Origin of the sequence: Streptomyces sp. NPDC002573 (assembly GCF_042889625.1) — a bacterium.
GTDB classification, from domain to species: Bacteria; Actinomycetota; Actinomycetes; order Streptomycetales; family Streptomycetaceae; genus Streptomyces; species Streptomyces gibsoniae.
On the sequence record NZ_JBIARC010000026.1, the window covers coordinates 54,045 to 72,696 of the forward strand.

Genomic DNA, 18,652 nt, shown 5'->3' on the forward strand with positions numbered 1-18,652 from the left:
CCGATTGAGGTCCCGTACCCGGATCCTGCCCTCTCCCACGCTCGGCTGAGCCGATGGGTGCCGATCGCGTCTTCGCGTACGGCGCCGCCGCCGGCCTCCTCGGCGACCTGCTGCTCGGCGATCCACGCCGGGGGCATCCGGTCGCCGCGTTCGGGCGGGCCGCCGGTGCCGTGGAGCGGGTGCTGTGGCGGGACCATCGCGGGTGGGGTGCGCTGCACACCGCCGTGTGCGTGGGCGGCGCGGTGTCGTCCGCGGCGCTCGCCGCTACGGCCGTCCGTGGCTCCCGTACCGCGTCCGTCGCCCTGACGGCCACCGCCACCTGGGCCGTCGTCGGCGGGACTTCGCTGGCGCGCGAGGCCCGGACGATCGGGCACGCCCTCGCGTCCGGGGATGTCGAGGGTGCCCGTGCGCGGCTGCCGCATCTGTGCGGGCGGGATCCGCAGGCGCTCGACGCCGACGGGATCGCCCGGGCCGTGGTCGAGTCCGTCGCCGAGAACACCTCGGACGCCGTGGTGGGCGCGCTGGTGTGGGGGGCCGTGGGCGGGGTGCCCGGGTTCGTGGGCTTCCGGGCCGTCAACACCCTTGACGCCATGGTCGGGCACAAGTCGCCGCGCTATCGGCGCTACGGCTGGGCCTCGGCGCGTCTGGACGACCTCGCGGGCTGGCCCGGGGCCCGGCTGACCGCGCTCCTCGCGGCGGCGACGGGACCGGACCGGCGGGGGGCTCTGCGTGCCTGGCGGGCGGACGCCCGACGGCATCCGAGCCCCAACGCCGGTCCCGTGGAGGCCTCGTTCGCGGGGGCGCTCGGGGTGCGGCTGGGCGGCACGTTGTCGTACGGGGGGCGCCTGGAGCACCGGCCGCTGCTCAATGCGCCGGGGCGCGCCGTGCGCACCGACGACATCGAACGCGCGGTGCGGCTCTCCCGCCGTGTGACCGCGCTCGCGCTGGGTGCCACCGTCGCCGGCCGCCTCGTCGCCCGGCGGTTCACCCGAGGACTTCTCGCGAAGGGACGTACGTCATGAACGGTGGTCTCCTCGTCGCCGGCACCACCTCCGACGCGGGCAAGAGCGTCGTCACCGCCGGGATCTGCCGGTGGCTGGTGCGGCAGGGCGTGAAGGTCGCGCCCTTCAAGGCGCAGAACATGTCCCTGAATTCGTTCGTCACGCGGGAGGGCGCCGAGATCGGGCGCGCGCAGGCCATGCAGGCGCAGGCCTGCCGCATCGAGCCGACCGCGCTGATGAACCCCGTGCTGCTCAAGCCGGGCGGTGAGCAGAGCAGCCAGGTCGTGCTGCTCGGCAAGCCGGTCGGCGAGCTGAGCGCGCGCGGCTACCACGGAGGCCGGCAGCAGCGGCTCCTCGGCACGGTCCTCGACTGTCTGGCCGAGTTGCGGGGCACGTATGACGCGGTGATCTGTGAAGGGGCGGGCAGTCCCGCCGAGATCAATCTGCGGCGGACGGACATCGTGAACATGGGCATCGCGCGGGGCGCGCGGCTGCCCGTGCTGATCGTCGGCGACATCGACCGCGGCGGGGTGTTCGCCTCCTTCTTCGGGAGCGTCGCCCTGCTCTCCCGCGAGGACCAGGAGCTGATCGCGGGGTTCCTCGTGAACAAGTTCCGCGGGGACGTCTCCCTGCTGGAGCCGGGGCTCGACATGCTGCACGGGCTCACCGGGCGGCGGACGTACGGCGTGCTGCCGTTCCGGCACGGCCTCGGGATCGACGAGGAGGACGGCCTGAGGGTGTCCCTGCGGGGCACCGTGCGCGAGTCGGCGGTGGCCGCGCCCGTCGGCGAGGATGTGCTGCGGGTCGCCGTGTGCGCGATCCCGCTCATGTCCAACTTCACCGATGTCGACGCCCTCGCCGCCGAACCGGGCGTCGTCGTGCGGTTCGTGGACCGGCCCGAGGACCTGGCCGACGCCGACCTCGTCGTCGTCCCCGGCACCCGGGGCACCGTCAGGGCCCTGGAGTGGCTGCGCAAGCGCGGTCTCGCAGGGGCCCTTGCCCGCAGGGCCGCCGAGGGGCGCCCGATCCTCGGCGTCTGCGGCGGTTTCCAGATCCTCGGCGAGCACATCGAGGACGAGGTGGAGAGCCGCAGGGGTGCCGTGGACGGGCTCGGAGTGCTGCCCGTACGGGTGCGGTTCGCCCGTGAGAAGACCCTGACCCGCCCGGTGGGCGAGGCGCTCGGCGAGCGCGTCGAGGGCTACGAGATCCACCACGGTGTCGCCGAGGTGACGGGCGGTGAGCCCTTCCTCGACGGCTGCCGGGTCGGCCAGAGCTGGGGCACGCACTGGCACGGTTCCCTGGAGTCGGACGGTTTCCGGCGGGCGTTCCTGCGCGAGGTGGCCGCCGCCGCGGGCCGCCGCTTCGTGCCGGCCGCCGACACGTCGTTCGCCGCGCTGCGCGAGGAACAGCTCGACCGGCTCGGCGACCTGATCGAACAGCACGCGGACACGGACGCGCTGTGGCGGCTCATCGAGTCGGGCGCGCCGCAAGGACTGCCTTTCATTCCCCCGGGAGCGCCCGCATGAGCACAGTGTTGTTGTTGTCGACCGCCGACACCGATCTGCTGGCGGCCCGCGCCTCCGGCGCGCCCTACCGGATCGGCAACCCGGCCCGCGTGGACGTCGCGGCGGAGCTGCCGGAGCTGGTCCGGGGCGCGGACATCGCCGTGGTACGGCTGCTGGGCGGAAAGCGCGCCTGGGAGGACGGGCTCGCCGCCCTCAGGGCCGCCGGCATCCCCACCGTCCTGCTCGGCGGAGAGAGCGTGCCGGACGCCGAGTTGATGGCCGAGTCGTCGGTGCCCGCGGGTGTCGTGGCGGAGGCGCTGCGGTATCTCGTCGAGGGCGGTCCCGCCAACCTCACCGAACTGGCCCGCTTCCTGTCCGACACCGTGCTGCTGACCGGCGAGGGCTTCACCGAGCCGCAGAAGATGCCCGAGTACGGCGTCCACGGGGAGCGTGCGTACACCGAGGGCCGTCCCACCGTGGGCGTGCTCTTCTACCGCGCCCATGAACTCAGCGGGAACACCGCCTTCGTGGACACGCTGTGTGACGCGATCGAGGAGCGGGGCGCCAACGCCCTTGCGGTGTACTGCGGTTCGCTGCGCGGCGCCGACCCGGGGCTGTACGAGCTGCTCGCGAAGGCCGACGCGCTCGTGGCGACGGTGCTCGCCGCGGGCGGCACGCACGCCTCGCAGGCGTCGGCGGGCGGCGACGAAGAGGCCTGGGACATCGGGGCGCTCGCCGACCTGGACGTTCCCGTGCTGCAGGGCCTGTGCCTGACCTCCTCGCGCGCCGCGTGGGAGGAGTCCGACGCCGCGCTCTCACCCATGGACGCGGCGATGCAGGTGGCGATCCCGGAGTTCGACGGCCGCCTCATCACGGTTCCGTTCTCCTTCAAGGAGCACGGCCCCGACGATGTGCCGGTGTACGTCGCCGACCCGGAGCGGGCCGCGCGCGTCGCCGGAATCGCCGAGCGGCACGCCCGGCTGAGGCACAAGCCGAACGCCGAGAAGAAGCTCGCACTCGTCTTCACCGCCTACCCGACCAAGCACTCGCGGGTCGGCAACGCGGTCGGCCTGGACACGCCCGCGTCCGCGGTACGGGTGCTGGACGCGCTCCGGGACGCCGGGTACGGCCTCACCGAGTACCCGTCGGGCGGCGACGAGCTGATCCACCGGCTCATCGAGGCCGGCGGCCACGACGTGGAGTGGCTGACGGAGGATCAGCTGGCCGCCGCGCCCGCGCGGGTGCCGCTGGCCGACTACCGGGCGTGGTTCGACACCCTCGACCCCGAGCTGCGGGACGCGATGCTCCAGGCGTGGGGCGAGCCGCCGGGCTCGCTGTACGTCGACGGCGACGACATCGTCCTCGCCTCCCTGCGGTTCGGGAACGTCGTCGTGATGATCCAGCCTCCGCGCGGCTTCGGCGAGAACCCGATCGCGATCTACCACAACCCCGACATGCCGCCGTCGCACCACTACATGGCGGCGTACAGGTGGCTGGAGAACTCGTTCGGCGCCGACGCGATCGTCCACATGGGCAAGCACGGCACCATGGAGTGGCTGCCGGGCAAGGGCCTCGGTCTGTCACGCGGGTGCGCCCCGGACGCCGTCCTCGGTGAACTGCCCTTGATCTACCCGTTCATCGTCAACGACCCCGGCGAGGGCACCCAGGCCAAGCGGCGCGGGCACGCCACGGTCGTCGACCACCTCGTGCCGCCGATGGCGCGCGCCGACACCTACGGCGACCTGGCCAAGCTGGAGCAGCTCCTCGACGAGTACGCGCTCGTCTCCGATCTGGACCCGGCCAAGGCGCCCGCCGTACGGGCCCAGATCTGGACCCTGGTCAAGGCCGCGGAGCTGCACCACGACCTGCATGTGGACGAGCAGCCGGAGGACGGCGACTTCGACGAGTTCGTCATGCACATCGACGGCTATCTGTGCGAGATCAAGGACGTGCAGATCCGCGACGGTCTGCACATCCTGGGCGGCGGCCCGGTCGGCGAGCCCCGGGTGAACCTCGTGCTCGCCGTGCTGCGCGCCTCGCAGGTGTGGGGCGGGCAGGCGAACGCCCTGCCGGGGCTGCGGGCCTCGCTCGCCGAGCACTTCGGGCTGGTGGAGAAGGAGCTGCTGGCCGAGCCGGGCGCGCCGGTGAAGGTGCCGGTGGAGCTGACGGACCTCGTGGACGTCCCGCCCGTCTCCCACCACCCTTCCAAGGAAGGCGCTCCGCGCCCCTTCGTTCCGTCGCGGAGCGCCGCCGACGCCGTAGATCTGCTGGAGCAGCTGTGCCGGCGGATCGCGGAGGGCATGGAGGAGCGGGCCTGGGACGCGGCCGCCGCGCCCGCGCTGGTGCGTGAGGTCCTGGGCACCGAACTGCCGGACGCCGTGACCGTCCTGGAGTTCGCCTGCACCGAGGTCGTGCCCCGGCTCGCCCGTACCACCGACGAGATCGGGCACATCCTCAAGGCGCTCGACGGCGGTTATGTCCCGGCCGGTCCCTCCGGCTCCCCGACCCGCGGTCTCGTCAACGTGCTGCCGACCGGCCGCAACTTCTACTCCGTCGACCCCAAGGCCATTCCGTCGCGGCTGAGCTGGGAGGTCGGGCAGTCGCTGGCCGACTCGCTGGTCGCGCGCTACCTCCAGGACACCGGCGAGTACCCCCGGTCGGTCGGCCTCACCGTCTGGGGCACGTCGGCCATGCGGACCCAGGGCGACGACATCGCCGAGATCCTCGCGCTGCTCGGGTGCCGCCCGGTCTGGGACGACGCCTCGCGCCGGGTGACCGGCTTCGAGGTGATCCCCCCGGCGGAGCTGGGCCGTCCCCGGATCGATGTCACGGTGCGCATCTCCGGCTTCTTCCGGGACGCCTTCCCGCATGTCGTCGGTCTCATCGACGACGCCGTACGCGCCGTCGCCGAGCTGGACGAGCCCGCCGAGCAGAACTTCGTCCGCGCCCACGCCGACGAGGACACCGCCGAGCACGGCGACCGGCGGCGCGCGACGGCTCGTATCTTCGGCTCCAAGCCGGGCGCGTACGGCGCCGGTCTGCTGCCGCTGATCGACGCCCGCAACTGGCGCTCCGACGCCGACCTCGCCGAGGTCTACGCGGTGTGGGGCGGCTATGCGTACGGGCGCGGGCTGAACGGGCGGGCAGCGCGCGGGGACATGGAGACCGCGTTCCGGCGGATCGCCGTCGCGGCGAAGAACGTGGACACCCGTGAACACGACCTCGTCGACGCCGACGACTACTTCCAGTACCACGGCGGAATGGTCGCGATGGTCAGGCATCTGACCGGCGCGTCCCCCGAGGCGTACGTCGGCGACTCGGCCGTGCCCGACCAGGTGAAGACCCGCACCCTGGGCGAGGAGACCCATCGCGTCTTCCGCGCCCGTGTGGTCAACCCGCGCTGGATGGCGGCCATGCGGCGCCACGGCTACAAGGGCGCCTTCGAGATGGCGGCGACCGTCGACTACCTGTTCGGCTACGACGCCACGGCCGGGGTCGTCGACGACTGGATGTACGAGAAGCTCAGCGCGGAGTACGTCTTCGACGCCGAGAACCGCGACTTCATGAAGAAGTCCAACCCATGGGCGCTGCGCGGCATCACCGAGCGGCTGCTGGAGGCCGCCGACCGCGGCCTGTGGGCCGAGCCCGACGCGGACACGCTGGAGCGGCTGCGCGCCACCTATCTGGAGCTGGAAGGCGACTTGGAGGGCGACGAGAAGTGAGTACCCCCTTTCCGTTCACGGCCGTCGTCGGCCAGGACGACCTGCGGCTCGCGCTGCTGCTGAACGCCGTGTCACCGGCGGTCGGCGGAGTGCTGGTGCGCGGTGAGAAGGGCACCGCCAAGTCCACGGCGGTCAGGGCGCTGTCCGCGCTGCTGCCGCGGGTGGACGTCGTCGTCGGCTGCCGGTTCTCCTGCGCCCCCGCCGCACCCGACCCGGCCTGCCCGGACGGGCCGCACGAGCCGGGGCCGGGCGCCCGCCGGCCCTCCCGCATGGTCGAACTCCCCGTCGGCGCCTCCGAGGACCGGCTCGTCGGGGCCCTCGACATCGAACGTGCGCTGGCCGAGGGCGTGAAGAGCTTCGAGCCGGGGCTCCTGGCGCAGGCGCACCGCGGCATCCTCTACGTCGACGAGGTCAACCTCCTCCACGACCACCTGGTCGACCTGCTGCTGGACGCGGCCGCCATGGGCGCGTCGTACGTCGAGCGCGAGGGCGTCTCCGTACGGCACGCCGCCCGTTTCCTGCTCGTCGGCACCATGAACCCGGAGGAGGGCGAGCTGCGGCCGCAGCTGCTCGACCGGTTCGGGCTGACCGTCGAGGTGTCCGCCTCGCGGGAGCCCGACCAGCGCGTGGAGGTCGTACGGCGGCGGCTCGCCTACGACGACGACCCCGCCGGCTTCGCGGCGCGCTGGGCCGAGGAGGAGGCCGCCGTACGGGCGCGGATCGTGGCGGCCCGGGAGCTGCTGCCGTCCGTGCGGCTCGGGGACGGGGCGCTGCGGCAGATCGCGGCGACCTGCGCCGCGTTTGAGGTGGACGGCATGCGCGCCGACATCGTGATGGCGCGCACGGCGACCGCGCTGGCCGCGTGGGCCGGGCGGACCGAGGTGCTCGCCGAGGACGTACGGCAGGCCGCGCTGCTGGCGCTGCCGCACCGGCGGCGGCGCAACCCCTTCGACGCGCCGGGGCTCGACGAGGACAAGCTCGACGAGACGCTGGAGCAGTTCGGGGACGGCGACGAGGACGACGACCCGGATCCGGACGGGCCCGGCGGCGGGGGCGGGCAGCCCACGCCGGACGACGGTCCCGAGAGCGGCGGTGACACGGCCGCACAGCCCGAGGCCGGGGAGAGCGGGCAGCCGCAGTCCTCGGGCGCCGGGGAACAGCAGGCCGTGCGCGCCGCAGAGCCCTTTCGCACCAAGGTGCTGACCGTGCCGGGGCTCGGCGACGGCGCCGCGGGGCGGCGCTCGCGGGCGCGCACCGAGCACGGACGCACCACCGGGGCCCGGCGGCCCCGGGGCGCGCTGACCAAGCTGCATCTGGCGGCCACCGTGCGGGCCGCCGCGCCGCACCAGCGGGCGCGGGGACGTTCGGGGCCCGGGCTCGTGGTACGCCGGGACGATCTGCGGCAGGCGACGCGGGAGGGGCGCGAGGGCAATCTCGTGCTGTTCGTCGTCGACGCCTCCGGATCGATGGCGGCCCGGCAGCGGATGAGCGCCGTCAAGGGCGCCGTGCTGTCGCTGCTGCTCGACGCCTACCAGCGGCGGGACAAGGTGGGTCTGGTGACCTTCCGGGGCACGGCGGCCGAGGTGGCGCTGCCGCCGACGTCGTCGGTGGACGCGGCGGCGGCCCGGCTGCAGTCGCTGCCGACGGGCGGCCGGACGCCGCTGGCCGCCGGGCTGCTCAAGGTCCATGACGTGCTGCGGGTCGAGCGGCTGCGGGATCCCGCGCGGCGCGCCCTGGTCGTGGTGGTGACCGACGGACGGGCCACCGGGGGCGCCGAACCGGTGGCGCTCGCGGGACGGGCGGCCTCCTTGCTGGCCGCCGAGGGCGTCGCGTCCGTGGTCGTGGACTGCGAGTCGGGACCGGTGCGGCTGGGACTCGCCGGGCGGCTCGCCGAGGAGCTGGACGGTACGGCGGTGACGCTGGACGAGCTGCGCGCGGACAGCATCGCCGGGCTCGTACGCCATGTGCAGGGGACGCAGGGGACCGCAAGGAGGGCCGCGTAATGCCGCAGGGGCAGCCGAGTGTCGTACCGGACGACGGACTGACGACCCGTCAGCGCCGCAACCGTCCGCTCGTCGTCGTGCACACGGGCATCGGCAAGGGGAAGTCGACCGCCGCCTTCGGGCTCGCGCTGCGCGCGTGGAACCAGGGCTGGCCGATCGGGGTGTTCCAGTTCGTCAAGTCGGCCAAGTGGAAGGTCGGCGAGGAGAACGCGCTGCGGGTGCTGGGGGCGTCCGGGCAGGGCGGGACCGTCGACTGGCACAAGATGGGCGAGGGCTGGTCGTGGGTGCAGCGCGATGAGCAGATGGACAACGAGGACAAGGCCCGGGAGGGCTGGGAGCAGGTCAAGCGTGACCTGGCCGCCGAGACGTACCGGCTGTACGTGCTGGACGAGTTCGCGTACCCGATGCACTGGGGCTGGGTCGACACCGACGAGGTCGTCGAGGTGCTGCGGAACCGCCCCGGCACCCAGCATGTGGTGATCACCGGGCGGAACGCGCCCGAGAAGCTGGTGGAGTTCGCCGATCTGGTGACCGACATGTCCAAGGTGAAGCACCCGATGGACGTGGGCCAGAAGGGCCAGAAGGGCATCGAGTGGTGATGCTCTCCCCTTCCTCCGTCCCCCGGCTGGTCGTCGCCGCGCCCTCCTCGGGCAGCGGCAAGACCACCGTGGCCACGGGTCTGATGGCGGCCTTCGCCGAGCGGGGCCTCGCCGTGTCCCCGCACAAGGTGGGGCCCGACTACATCGACCCCGGCTATCACGCGCTCGCGACCGGGCGCCCGGGACGGAACCTCGACGCGTACCTGTGCGGACCGGAGCTGATCGCTCCGCTGTTTCTGCACGGCGCGCGCGGCTGCGACCTGGCCGTGGTCGAGGGCGTGATGGGGCTCTACGACGGGGCCGCCGGCGAGGGGGAGCTGGCCTCCACGGCGCAGGTGGCGAAGGCGCTGAGGGCGCCGGTGGTCCTGGTCGTCGACGCGTCCTCGCAGTCGCGGTCGGTGGCGGCGCTGGTGCACGGGTTCGCGTCCTGGGATCCGCAGGTGCGGATCGGGGGCGTGATCCTGAACAAGGTCGCCTCGGACCGGCACGAGGAACTGCTGCGGGACGCCCTGGACGCGTCCGGGGTGCCCGTGCTGGGGGTGCTGCGCAGGGTGGCCCAGGTGGACACTCCGTCGCGGCATCTGGGGCTGATACCGGTGGCCGAACGGCGGGCGGAGGCGGTCGACGCGGTCGCCGCCATGGCCGCGCAGGTGCGCCGAGGCTGCGACCTGGACGCGCTGTGGGCGCTGGCGCGAAGTGCGGGCGCGCTGCCGGACGAGCCCTGGGAGCCGCCGGCGTACGACACCGGCGCGCGGGCGGTGGTCGCCGTGGCCGGCGGTCCCGCCTTCACGTTCTCCTACGCCGAGCACACCGAGGTGCTCACCGCCGCCGGAGCCGAGGTCGTCGTGTTCGACCCCCTGCGGGACGAGCGGCTGCCGGAGGGTACGGCGGGGCTGGTGATCGGCGGCGGCTTCCCGGAGGTGTACGCAGCCGAGCTGTCCGCGAACGAGCCGCTGCGCAAGGCGGTGGCCGAGCTGGCGCTCGTCGGCGCGCCGGTCGCCGCCGAGTGCGCCGGACTGCTGTACCTGTGCCGGGAGTTGGACGGGCAGCCCATGTGCGGGGTGCTCGACGCGAGCGCCCGGATGAGCGAACGGCTGACCCTCGGCTACCGGGACGCGGTGGCCGTGAGCGACAGTGTCCTCGCCGCGGCCGGGACACGGATGCGCGGCCACGAGTTCCACCGGACCGTGGTGGAGCCCGCGGCGGGGGCGGCTCCCGCCTGGGGGGTTCGCGCCCCCGAGCGGCGCCTCGAAGGTTTCGTACAACTAGGTGTGCACGCCAGTTATCTGCACACGCACTGGGCCGCCGCGCCCGGTGCGGCCCGTCGGTTCGTGGAGAGGTGCCGGACGTCATGAGCAGCAGGCTGATCGGAGTCGGGGTGGGCCCCGGCGACCCCGAGCTGGTGACCGTCAAGGGCGTCAACGCGCTGCGGGAGGCCGACGTGGTCGTCGTGCCCGTGATGGGCGACACCGAGGGACGGGACGGCGGGGAGCGCGGGCGCGCCGAGGCGACAGTGCTGCACTACGTGCCCGAGGAGAAGGTCGTCCGGGTCGTGTTCGCGCTCAACGAGCGCAGCGACCGGGCGCGGCGCGAGGCGGCCTGGGACGTGGCCGGGGAGCGTGTGGCCGGGCTTCTCGGGCGGCACTCCGCCGTCGCCTTCGCCACCATCGGCGATCCCAACGTGTACTCCACGTTCACGTATCTCGCGCACACCGTCCAGGCGTCGGTGCCGGACGTCCGTATCGAGACCGTGCCCGGCATCACCGCCATGCAGGACCTGGCCGCGCGGTCGGGTGCCGTGCTGACCGAGGGCACCGAACCGCTCACGCTCGTCCCCGTCACGGCGGGTTCCGCGGTGCTCAAGGACGCCCTCGGCGGTCCGGGGACCGTCGTCGCCTACAAGTTCGGGCGGCAGGCGCACGAGGTGGCCGATGCACTGCGGGAGACCGGGCGCATCGACGACGCGGTGTGGGGGGCGTCGCTCGGGCTGCCGGAGGAGACCGTCGGACCGGCCACCGACCTCGACGAGGGTCCGCTCCCCTATCTGTCCACCCTGATCTCGCCGGCCCGCCGTGACGGCACCCGCGGCGGCAAGCTGTGACCGGCGACAGACCGGCCCGGTCACGGGGTCCTCGAGCCGCAGGGGCGGACCGCTCGCGGAGAACGCCGCCCTGACCCTTCGCCGCCCGATCGCCCCCGCTGCGCGCCGGATGGGCGGCCGAGTGCGCACCCGCTGTTCCGCACCGCCCGCGTTCCCGTAGGAGAGGACCGATTCCCCATGGCCGATGCCCCCACCGGCAAGGTGACCTTCGTCGGCGCCGGCCCCGGCGCCGCCGATCTGCTGACGTTCCGTGCCGCGCGTGCCATCGCCGAGGCCGACGTCGTGATCTGGGCGGCCAGCCTGGTGCAGGCGGAGGTCCTCGACCACGCGCGCGAGGGCGCCGAGATCCTGGACTCGGCGACCATGTCCCTGGAGGACGTCGTCGCCGTGTACGAGCGGGCCCGTGCGCAGGGCCTGCGGGTGGCCCGGATCCACTCCGGCGACCCGGCCCTGTGGGGCGGTACGCAGGAGCAGTTGGACCGGTGCGCCGGGATCGGCATCGAGACCGAGGTCGTACCGGGTGTCTCCGCCTTCTCCGCGGTCGCCGCGCTCGCACAGCGGGAGCTGACGATCCCCGAGGTCGCCCAGTCCGTCGTACTGACCCGGCTCGGCGGCGGCAAGACGCCGATGCCGCCCGGCGAGGAGGTGCGCGAGTTCGCCCGGCACGGCACCACGATGGCGATCTTCCTGTCGGCGGCCCGCAGCGGTCAGCTGGTGCGGGAGCTGCTGGAGGGCGGCTATCCGACGAGCACCCCGGTCGTGGTCGCGTACCAGGCGACCTGGCCGGAGGAACTGGTGGTCCGGTGCACCCTCGGCACGCTGGAGGAGACCGTCAAGGAACACAAGCTGTGGAAGCACACGCTGTTCCTGGTCGGCCCGGCGCTGGACGCGCACGGCACCCGTTCGCATCTGTACCACCCCGGTCACTTCCACGGTTTCCGCAAGGCCGATCCCGAGGCCCGCAAGGCGCTGCGCTCCCGGGGCGCGAGCACATGATCACGGTCGTCGGTACGGGCACGGGGGCGCCCCTTCCCGCCGAGGCGGTCGCCGGGGCGGACCTGGTGGTGGGCGCCCGGCGGCATCTGGCGGCGGCCCGGCTGCCCGAGGAGGCGGAGCGGATCGTCCTCGGGCCGCTGGCGCCCGCTCTCGACGCGATCGAGCGGTACCTCGACAAGGGGCGGCGGGTGGCCGTGCTCGCCTCCGGGGACCCCGCCTTCTTCGGCATCGTCCGTGCGCTGGCCGAACGGTTCGGGCCCGAGCGGCTGGACGTGCGGCCCGGAGTCTCCTCCGTGGCCACCGCCTTCGCGCGGCTCGGGCTGCCGTGGGACGACGCGGTGGTGGTGAGCGCCCACGGCCGTGCGCTGCGGACGGCGGTGCAGGTGTGCCGGGCGCGGCCGAAGGTCGCCGTGCTGACCGGTCCGGGGGCCGGCCCCGCCGAGCTGGGGACGGCGCTCGCCGGCGGCCCCGGCGAGCGGGTCCTCGTCGTGGCGAGCGCGCTCGGCGATCCGGAGCACGAGCGCGTGGAGCGGGTGACGCCCGCCGAGGCCGCGGAACGTGACTGGGGTACGGCGGTCAGCGTGGTGCTGTGCCTGGATCCGGCCGCGGCGCTCGGACCGGTCCGTACGGTGGCGGGGCCCCAGCCCGGGCCGAGCGCCTGGGCCCTGGAGGAGAGCGCGTTCACCCACCGCGACTCGATGATCACCAAGTTCGAGGTCCGTGCGCTGGCGCTGGCCCGGCTGGGGCCGCGCCTCGGCGATCTGGTCTGGGACATCGGCTCGGGCTCGGGCTCGGTGGCCGTGGAGTGCGCACGGCTCGGTGCGGCCGTCACCGCGGTCGAGAAGACGGCGGACGGGGTCGCCCGGATCCGCGCCAACGCCACGGCGCACGGCGTCGACGTCCGGGTGGTGCACGGCGTGGCGCCCGACGCGCTGGCCGGTCTGGACGAGCCCGACGCCGTGTTCATCGGGGGCGGCGGACGCGAGCTGCCCGCCATCGTGACCGCGTGCGCGCGGCGGGCCCGGCGGGCGGTGGTGATCGCCATGGCCGCGTTGGACCGCGTGCCCGCGGCGCGCGAGGCGCTCGTCGCCGCCGGGTTCGGCTGCGACGGGGTGCTGTTGCAGTCGTCGCGGCTCGCTCCGCTGCCGGGGGACGTGACCCGGCTCGCGGCGACCAACCCTGTTTTTCTGCTGTGGGGCACGCGGCCTCCGGCGCGTAGCGAAGGAGTTGCTCAGTGATCGGCCTCATTTCCGCCACCGCGGCGGGGGCGGCTGCGCGGGACCGGCTGGCGGCGGCCTGGCCCGGCCGGACGCGGGTGTACGACGGCCCGGTCGGGGACGCCGTACGGACCGCGTTCGCGGAGTGCGAGCAGCTCGTGTGCTTCCTGGCGACCGGCGCGGTCGTCCGGCTGCTCGCCCCGCTGCTGGCCGACAAGGTGTCCGACCCGGGCGTGGTGTGCGTCGACGAGGGCGGGCGGTTCGCGGTGTCCCTGGTCGGCGGGCACGCGGGCGGGGCCAATGAACTCGCCCGGGCGGTGGGCGAGGTGCTGGGGGCCACGCCCGTGGTGACGACCGCGACGGACGCGGTGGGACTGCCGGGCCTCGACACGCTCGGGCTCCCGGTCGAGGGCGATGTCGCCGGGGTCTCCCGGGCGCTGCTCGACGGGGAGCCGGTGGCCCTGACGGCGGAGGTGGACTGGCCGCTGCCGCCGCTGCCCCTCGCCGCGGAGGGCGCGTACACGATCCGGGTCACGGACCGGGCCGTCGTACCCGCCGGGCGTGAGGTGGTGCTGCGGCCGCCGACCCTGGTCGTCGGCGTCGGCGCCTCCCGGGGCGCTCCCGTCGCGGAGGTCCTGGAGCTCGTCGAGGGCGCGCTGCGGGACGCCGGGCTCAGCGCCGCGTCGCTCGCCGCGTTCGCCACCGTCGACGCCAAGGCCGGCGAGCCCGGCATCGTGGCGGCGGCCGAGCGGCTCGGGGTGCCCGTGGTGACGTATCCCGCCGAGGAGCTGGCGAGGGTCGAGGTGCCCAACCCCTCCGACGCGCCGCTCGCCGCGGTCGGCACCCCGTCCGTCGCGGAGGCCGCCGCGCTGGCGGCGGGCGGTGAACTCCTGGTCCCCAAGCGCAAGTCGGCCGGGACCCCGGCGACGGCGACCTGTGCCGTGGTCCGCAGGCCGGGGCGCGGGCGGCTCGCCGTCGTCGGCCTCGGCCCCGGTGCCCGGGACCTGCTGACGCCGCGCGCGAAGGCGGAACTGCGGCGCGCCTCGGTGCTGGTCGGGCTCGACCAGTACGTCGACCAGATCCGCGATCTGCTGCGGCCCGGCACCCGGATCCTGGAGTCGGGGCTCGGCGCCGAGGAGGAGCGGGCGCGCACGGCGGTCGCCGAGGCCCGCAGGGGCCGGGCGGTGGCGCTGATCGGCAGCGGGGACGCCGGGGTGTACGCGATGGCGTCGCCCGCGCTGGCCGAGGCGTCCGACGACATCGACGTGATCGGGGTGCCCGGGGTCACGGCGGCGCTCGCGGCCGGGGCGATCCTCGGCGCGCCGCTGGGCCACGACCATGTGTCGATCAGCCTCTCCGACCTGCACACCCCCTGGGAGGTCATCGAGCGACGGGTACGGGCCGCGGCCGAGGCGGACCTCGTGGTGACGTTCTACAACCCGCGCAGCCGGGGCCGCGACTGGCAGCTGCCCAAGGCGCTCGCGATCCTCGCCGGGCACCGGGAGGCGACGACGCCGGTCGGTGTCGTACGCAACGCGTCCCGGCCCGACGAGTCGAGCCGGGTGACCACCCTGGCCGGTCTCGACCCGGCGACGGTCGACATGATGACGGTCGTGACCGTGGGCAACACGGCGACCCGTGAGATCGCGGGGCGCATGGTCACGCCGCGCGGCTACCGCTGGCAGGAGGAGCCCCGGTGAACCGTGTGGTCCACCCGATCGAGCAGGAGTCGTTCCGGCGGCTGCGCGCCCGCCTGGACACCTCGCACTTCCCCGCGCTGACGCGGGCGGTGGTGGAGCGGGTCATCCACTCGGCCGCCGACCTGGAGTACGCGAGCGATCTCGTCCTGGACGAGGCCGAACTGGTCCGGGCGCACGCCGCGCTGCACGACGGGGCGCCGGTGGTCGTGGACGTGGAGATGGTGGCCGCCGGGATCACCCGGCGCGAGACCGTCTGCCGGCTGAAGGACGCCAGGTCCGGCCCCGGGATGACGCGTTCGGCGCATGCGATCCGGCTGGCGTACGAGGACGTGGGCCCCGGAGCGATCTGGGTGATCGGCTGTGCGCCGACCGCCCTGGAGGAGCTGCTGACCCTGGACGCCTCCCCCGCGCTCGTCATCGGTCTGCCCGTCGGCTTCGTCGGCGCGGCCGAGTCCAAGGCCGCACTGCGCGAGAGCGGGCTGCCCGCCGTGAGCAACGTGTCCGAGAAGGGCGGCTCGGCGGTCGCCGCCGCCGCGCTCAACGCCTTGCTGTACCACCCCACTTCGAAGGAGACCCTGTGACCACCCCGCCGCCCGCCCTGCTCATCGCCGGCCATGGCACCCGGGACGAGGCCGGAGCCGAGGCGTTCCGCGACTTCGTACGGGAGCTGGGCCACCGCCACCCCGAACTGCCCGTCGCCGGCGGCTTCATCGAGCTGTCGCCGCCGCCGATGGGCGAGGCCGTGGCCGAGCTGGTGGAGCGGGGGGTGCGCCGGTTCGCCGCCGTGCCGCTGATGCTGGTGTCCGCCGGGCACGCCAAGGGCGACATCCCGGCGGCGCTGGCCCGCGAGAAGGAGCGGCACCCGGGGATCTCGTACACCTACGGCCGTCCGCTCGGCCCTCACCCGGCGCTGCTGTCGGTGCTGGAGCGGCGGCTCGACGAGGCGCTGGGCGGCTCGGCCCGCTCTCCCGAGGACCGGGCCGAGGTGACCGTGCTGCTGGTCGGCCGGGGCTCCACCGACCCCGACGCCAACGCCGAGGTGCACAAGGCGGCGCGGCTGCTGTGGGAGGGGCGCGGGTACGCGGGCGTGGAGACGGCGTTCGTGTCGCTGGCGGCGCCGGACGTGCCGAGCGGCCTCGACCGGTGCGCGAGGCTGGGCGCCGAGCGGATCGTCGTGCTGCCGTACTTCCTGTTCACGGGCATCCTGCCGGACCGGGTGCGGCAGCAGGCCGAGGGCTGGGCGGCGGCGCACCCGGACGTCGAGGTGCGCTCGGCGGATGTCATCGGGCCGGAGCCGGAGCTGCTCGATCTGGTGATGGAGCGGTACCGGGAGGCGGTGCGGGGCGATCTGCGGATGAACTGCGACTCGTGTGTGTACCGGATCGCGCTGCCGGGCTTCGAGGACAAGGTGGGGCTGCCGCAGCAGCCGCACTTCCACCCCGACGACGACGGCCACGACCATGGTCATGGGCATCACCACCACCACGGTGGGCACACCCACTCCCATGCACACTGAACACGACGGCGGCCCACATGATCTGCGGCACCACGGGGACGCCGAGGTCCGGGACGACGGGGCGGCGCTGACCGACCTCGCGGTGAACGTGCGCGCGGACACGCCTCCGGCGTGGCTGCGCGAGGTGATCGCCGGGTCGCTGGACGGGCTCGCGGCGTACCCCGACGGGCGGGCCGCCCGCGCGGCGGTGGCGGCGCGGCACGGCCTGCCCGTCGAGCGGGTGCTGCTCACGGCGGGCGCGGCCGAGGCGTTCGTCCTGCTCGCACGGGCCCTGAAGGTGCGTCAACCGGTGGTGGTGCACCCGCAGTTCACCGAGCCGGAGGCGGCGCTGCGGGACGCCGGGTATGCGGTGGGCCGGGTCCTGCTGCGGCAGCGGGACGACTTCCGTCTGGATCCGTCGCTGGTGCCGGAGGACGCGGACCTGGTGGTGATCGGCAATCCGACGAACCCGACGTCGGTGCTGCACCCGGCGGCCTCGATCGTCGAACTGGCCCGTCCCGGGCGCACCTTGGTGGTCGACGAGGCGTTCATGGACGCGGTGCCCGGGGAGCGGGAGGCGCTGGCGGGCCGCACGGACGTGCCCGGTCTGGTGGTCCTGCGCAGCCTCACCAAGACCTGGGGACTGGCGGGCCTGCGCATCGGCTATGTCCTGGCCGACCCGGGAACGATCGCCGAGCTGGAACAGACGCAGCCGCTGTGGCCGGTGTCCACGCCCGCGCTCGCGGCGGCCGAGGCGTGTGTGTCCCCCCGGGCGCTGGCGGAGGCGGCGCACGCGGCGCACCGGGTGGCGGCGGACCGGGCCCATCTGGTGGCGGGGCTGCGGGAGTTCGGGCCCGACGGACTGCAGGTGGTCGAGCCGGCCGAGGGCCCGTTCGTGCTGATCCGTCTGGCGCGGGCGGCGGCCGTGCGCCGCCATCTGCGGGACCTGGGCTTCGCGGTGCGACGCGGGGACACGTTCCCGGGCCTGAACGAGGAGTGGCTACGGCTGGCGGTACGGGACCGCACGACGGTGAACCGCTTCGTGCAGGCCCTGGACCGTGCGGTGACACTGGCGGGGCGGTGACACTGGCGGGGCCCTGGTCCGGCGCCGGACCTGCCGGCGCCGGCACCGGGTCAGCCGCGTCGGCGGCGTGCCAGGCCCACCGCTCCCCCGCCCGCCACGAGCAGGACGACCGCGCCGCCCAGGACGTACGGGGTCACCGTGCTCGCTCCGGTCTCCGCGAGCCCGGACTTCTTCACGGGCGCCCCCTGCGGCTTCAGGTCCTCGGCGGGGTGGGTGCCGGAGTCGGTGGGGGCCGCCGATGCGCCGCCGTCCGCGGTCGGGGCCGCGGGGGCGCCGCCGTCCGTGGCAGGGGCCCCGGGCGCATCACAGGTGACACCGCCCAGCATCATGGTGCCCTGCACCTCCGCCACGTTCAGCTTCAGCGGGTTCACGGTCACCGTCAGCCGCAGCGCGGCGGCCGCCGCCGTCCGTGAGGTCGTGCTGGTCGGCGCCACCTCCAGCCGGACCTCTCCGACACCGGGGACCTTCACGTCCGAGGGGCCGCCCGCCGTCACCTTCACCTTGCGGCCGAGCACCGTCACCGCGCCCAGGAGGTTCGCGGTGGCGACCGGCTTCTTCCCGGCCTCGCACACGGCCTTCGAGGTGACGCCGTCGACCTCGATCAGGGACAGCAGGGGCAGGCCGGGCACATGGACCCGGGCGTGCGCGAGACGGGTGGAGCCCTCCGCCCTGGCCACGGTCACCGTGGCGTTCGCCGTGGCGACGTCGGCGGTGAGCACATTGAACGGTTGTCCGCCGTCCACGCCGTCGAGCCGGGCCGACAGGGCGGTGCGGTCCGCGCTGGCCGGCGCCTCCACGGCGTTGAGGGAGACGGTGAGCGGGACGTTCACCGTCTTGTTGACCAGGGACACCTCCAGTCCGGTGCGCAGGACGGCCGCGCTCGCCCTCCCGTGGTTCTCGGTGGCGGCAGCGGAACCGGCGCCGACGAGCACGGTGGGACCGGCGGCCAGGGCGGTGGTCAGTGCGACGGTGGCCAGTCGGCGGGCGGGCAGGCGGGAAGTGGTGCCGTTCACGGGTGGGACCCCCAGGTAAGTCAGGTTTGGGACCCGGAAAGAATCGCGGCACCGCGAGCACATCGTCAGCAATACGAGACGACTTCACCCCATCGTGGATGTTTCGCGCGTTTTTTCGAAAACGACGACACGTCTGTTCACCCGCGCCTCCCGGGCATCCCCCACACCGGGGGCGCGAGGGGGCGCGCACGGTCGCCGGCGCCCAGCCCCGCTCAG

14 protein-coding genes are annotated in these 18,652 nt (G+C 74.4%); 13 read left to right on the plus strand and 1 reads right to left on the minus strand.

Translation table 11 applies throughout. The features are described 5' to 3' along the window. The first annotated feature begins 53 nt into the window (after positions 1 to 53). The 13 genes from ACFYX0_RS24000 (at position 54) to cobC (ending at position 17,423) form a co-directional block, all read left to right on the plus strand. On the plus strand, positions 54 to 1,022 hold the full coding sequence (locus ACFYX0_RS24000; protein ID WP_388972965.1) for a cobalamin biosynthesis protein: 969 nt from the start codon (positions 54 to 56) through the stop codon (positions 1,020 to 1,022). Next, positions 1,019 to 2,527 (plus strand): cobyric acid synthase, encoded by a 1,509-nt coding sequence (locus ACFYX0_RS24005; protein ID WP_388972967.1) that lies wholly within the window; start codon positions 1,019 to 1,021, stop codon positions 2,525 to 2,527. The genes ACFYX0_RS24000 and ACFYX0_RS24005 overlap by 4 nt, the downstream gene beginning before the upstream one ends. Continuing rightward, on the plus strand, positions 2,524 to 6,228 hold the full coding sequence (gene cobN, locus ACFYX0_RS24010; RefSeq protein ID WP_388972969.1) for a cobaltochelatase subunit CobN: 3,705 nt from the start codon (positions 2,524 to 2,526) through the stop codon (positions 6,226 to 6,228). Before ACFYX0_RS24005 ends, cobN begins: the two co-directional genes overlap by 4 nt. After that, positions 6,225 to 8,231: a putative cobaltochelatase gene (locus ACFYX0_RS24015; protein WP_388972971.1), complete on the plus strand. Its 2,007-nt coding sequence runs from the start codon at positions 6,225 to 6,227 to the stop codon at positions 8,229 to 8,231. The genes cobN and ACFYX0_RS24015 overlap by 4 nt, the downstream gene beginning before the upstream one ends. Beyond that, entirely contained in the window at positions 8,231 to 8,830 is a 600-nt protein-coding gene (cobO, locus tag ACFYX0_RS24020; RefSeq protein WP_388972973.1) for a cob(I)yrinic acid a,c-diamide adenosyltransferase, read from the plus strand. Before ACFYX0_RS24015 ends, cobO begins: the two co-directional genes overlap by 1 nt. Next, positions 8,830 to 10,185 carry a cobyrinate a,c-diamide synthase gene (locus tag ACFYX0_RS24025; protein ID WP_388972975.1) on the plus strand — a complete coding sequence of 452 codons (1,356 nt, stop codon included), beginning with the start codon at positions 8,830 to 8,832 and terminating at the stop codon, positions 10,183 to 10,185. The genes cobO and ACFYX0_RS24025 overlap by 1 nt, the downstream gene beginning before the upstream one ends. Continuing rightward, complete coding sequence (gene cobI, locus ACFYX0_RS24030) at positions 10,182 to 10,931, plus strand: precorrin-2 C(20)-methyltransferase (RefSeq protein WP_388972977.1); 750 nt, start codon at positions 10,182 to 10,184, stop codon at positions 10,929 to 10,931. Before ACFYX0_RS24025 ends, cobI begins: the two co-directional genes overlap by 4 nt. A 177-nt stretch (positions 10,932 to 11,108) precedes the next feature. Further along, on the plus strand, positions 11,109 to 11,927 hold the full coding sequence (gene cobM, locus ACFYX0_RS24035; RefSeq protein WP_311698138.1) for a precorrin-4 C(11)-methyltransferase: 819 nt from the start codon (positions 11,109 to 11,111) through the stop codon (positions 11,925 to 11,927). Then, the gene (gene cbiE / locus ACFYX0_RS24040) at positions 11,924 to 13,165 is read left to right on the plus strand and encodes a precorrin-6y C5,15-methyltransferase (decarboxylating) subunit CbiE (RefSeq protein WP_388972979.1); all 1,242 of its coding nucleotides are present in this window, start codon (positions 11,924 to 11,926) and stop codon (positions 13,163 to 13,165) included. The genes cobM and cbiE overlap by 4 nt, the downstream gene beginning before the upstream one ends. Beyond that, positions 13,162 to 14,844 (plus strand): precorrin-3B C(17)-methyltransferase, encoded by a 1,683-nt coding sequence (gene cobJ, locus ACFYX0_RS24045; protein ID WP_388972981.1) that lies wholly within the window; start codon positions 13,162 to 13,164, stop codon positions 14,842 to 14,844. The genes cbiE and cobJ overlap by 4 nt, the downstream gene beginning before the upstream one ends. Continuing rightward, on the plus strand, positions 14,841 to 15,425 hold the full coding sequence (locus ACFYX0_RS24050; RefSeq protein WP_355903307.1) for a precorrin-8X methylmutase: 585 nt from the start codon (positions 14,841 to 14,843) through the stop codon (positions 15,423 to 15,425). The genes cobJ and ACFYX0_RS24050 overlap by 4 nt, the downstream gene beginning before the upstream one ends. Further along, positions 15,422 to 16,360, plus strand: coding sequence for a sirohydrochlorin chelatase (locus tag ACFYX0_RS24055; RefSeq protein WP_388972983.1), 939 nt, complete (start codon positions 15,422 to 15,424; stop codon positions 16,358 to 16,360). Before ACFYX0_RS24050 ends, ACFYX0_RS24055 begins: the two co-directional genes overlap by 4 nt. After that, positions 16,350 to 17,423, plus strand: a complete 1,074-nt coding sequence (gene cobC, locus ACFYX0_RS24060; RefSeq protein WP_388972985.1) for an Rv2231c family pyridoxal phosphate-dependent protein CobC — start codon at positions 16,350 to 16,352, stop codon at positions 17,421 to 17,423. Before ACFYX0_RS24055 ends, cobC begins: the two co-directional genes overlap by 11 nt. A 50-nt stretch (positions 17,424 to 17,473) precedes the next feature. Here cobC and ACFYX0_RS24065 read toward each other — a convergent pair whose 3' ends face one another. Next, a complete protein-coding gene (locus tag ACFYX0_RS24065) occupies positions 17,474 to 18,436 on the minus strand; it encodes an SCO1860 family LAETG-anchored protein (protein ID WP_388972987.1) in 963 nt (320 codons plus the stop codon). Positions 18,437 to 18,652: the final 216 nt, after the last annotated feature.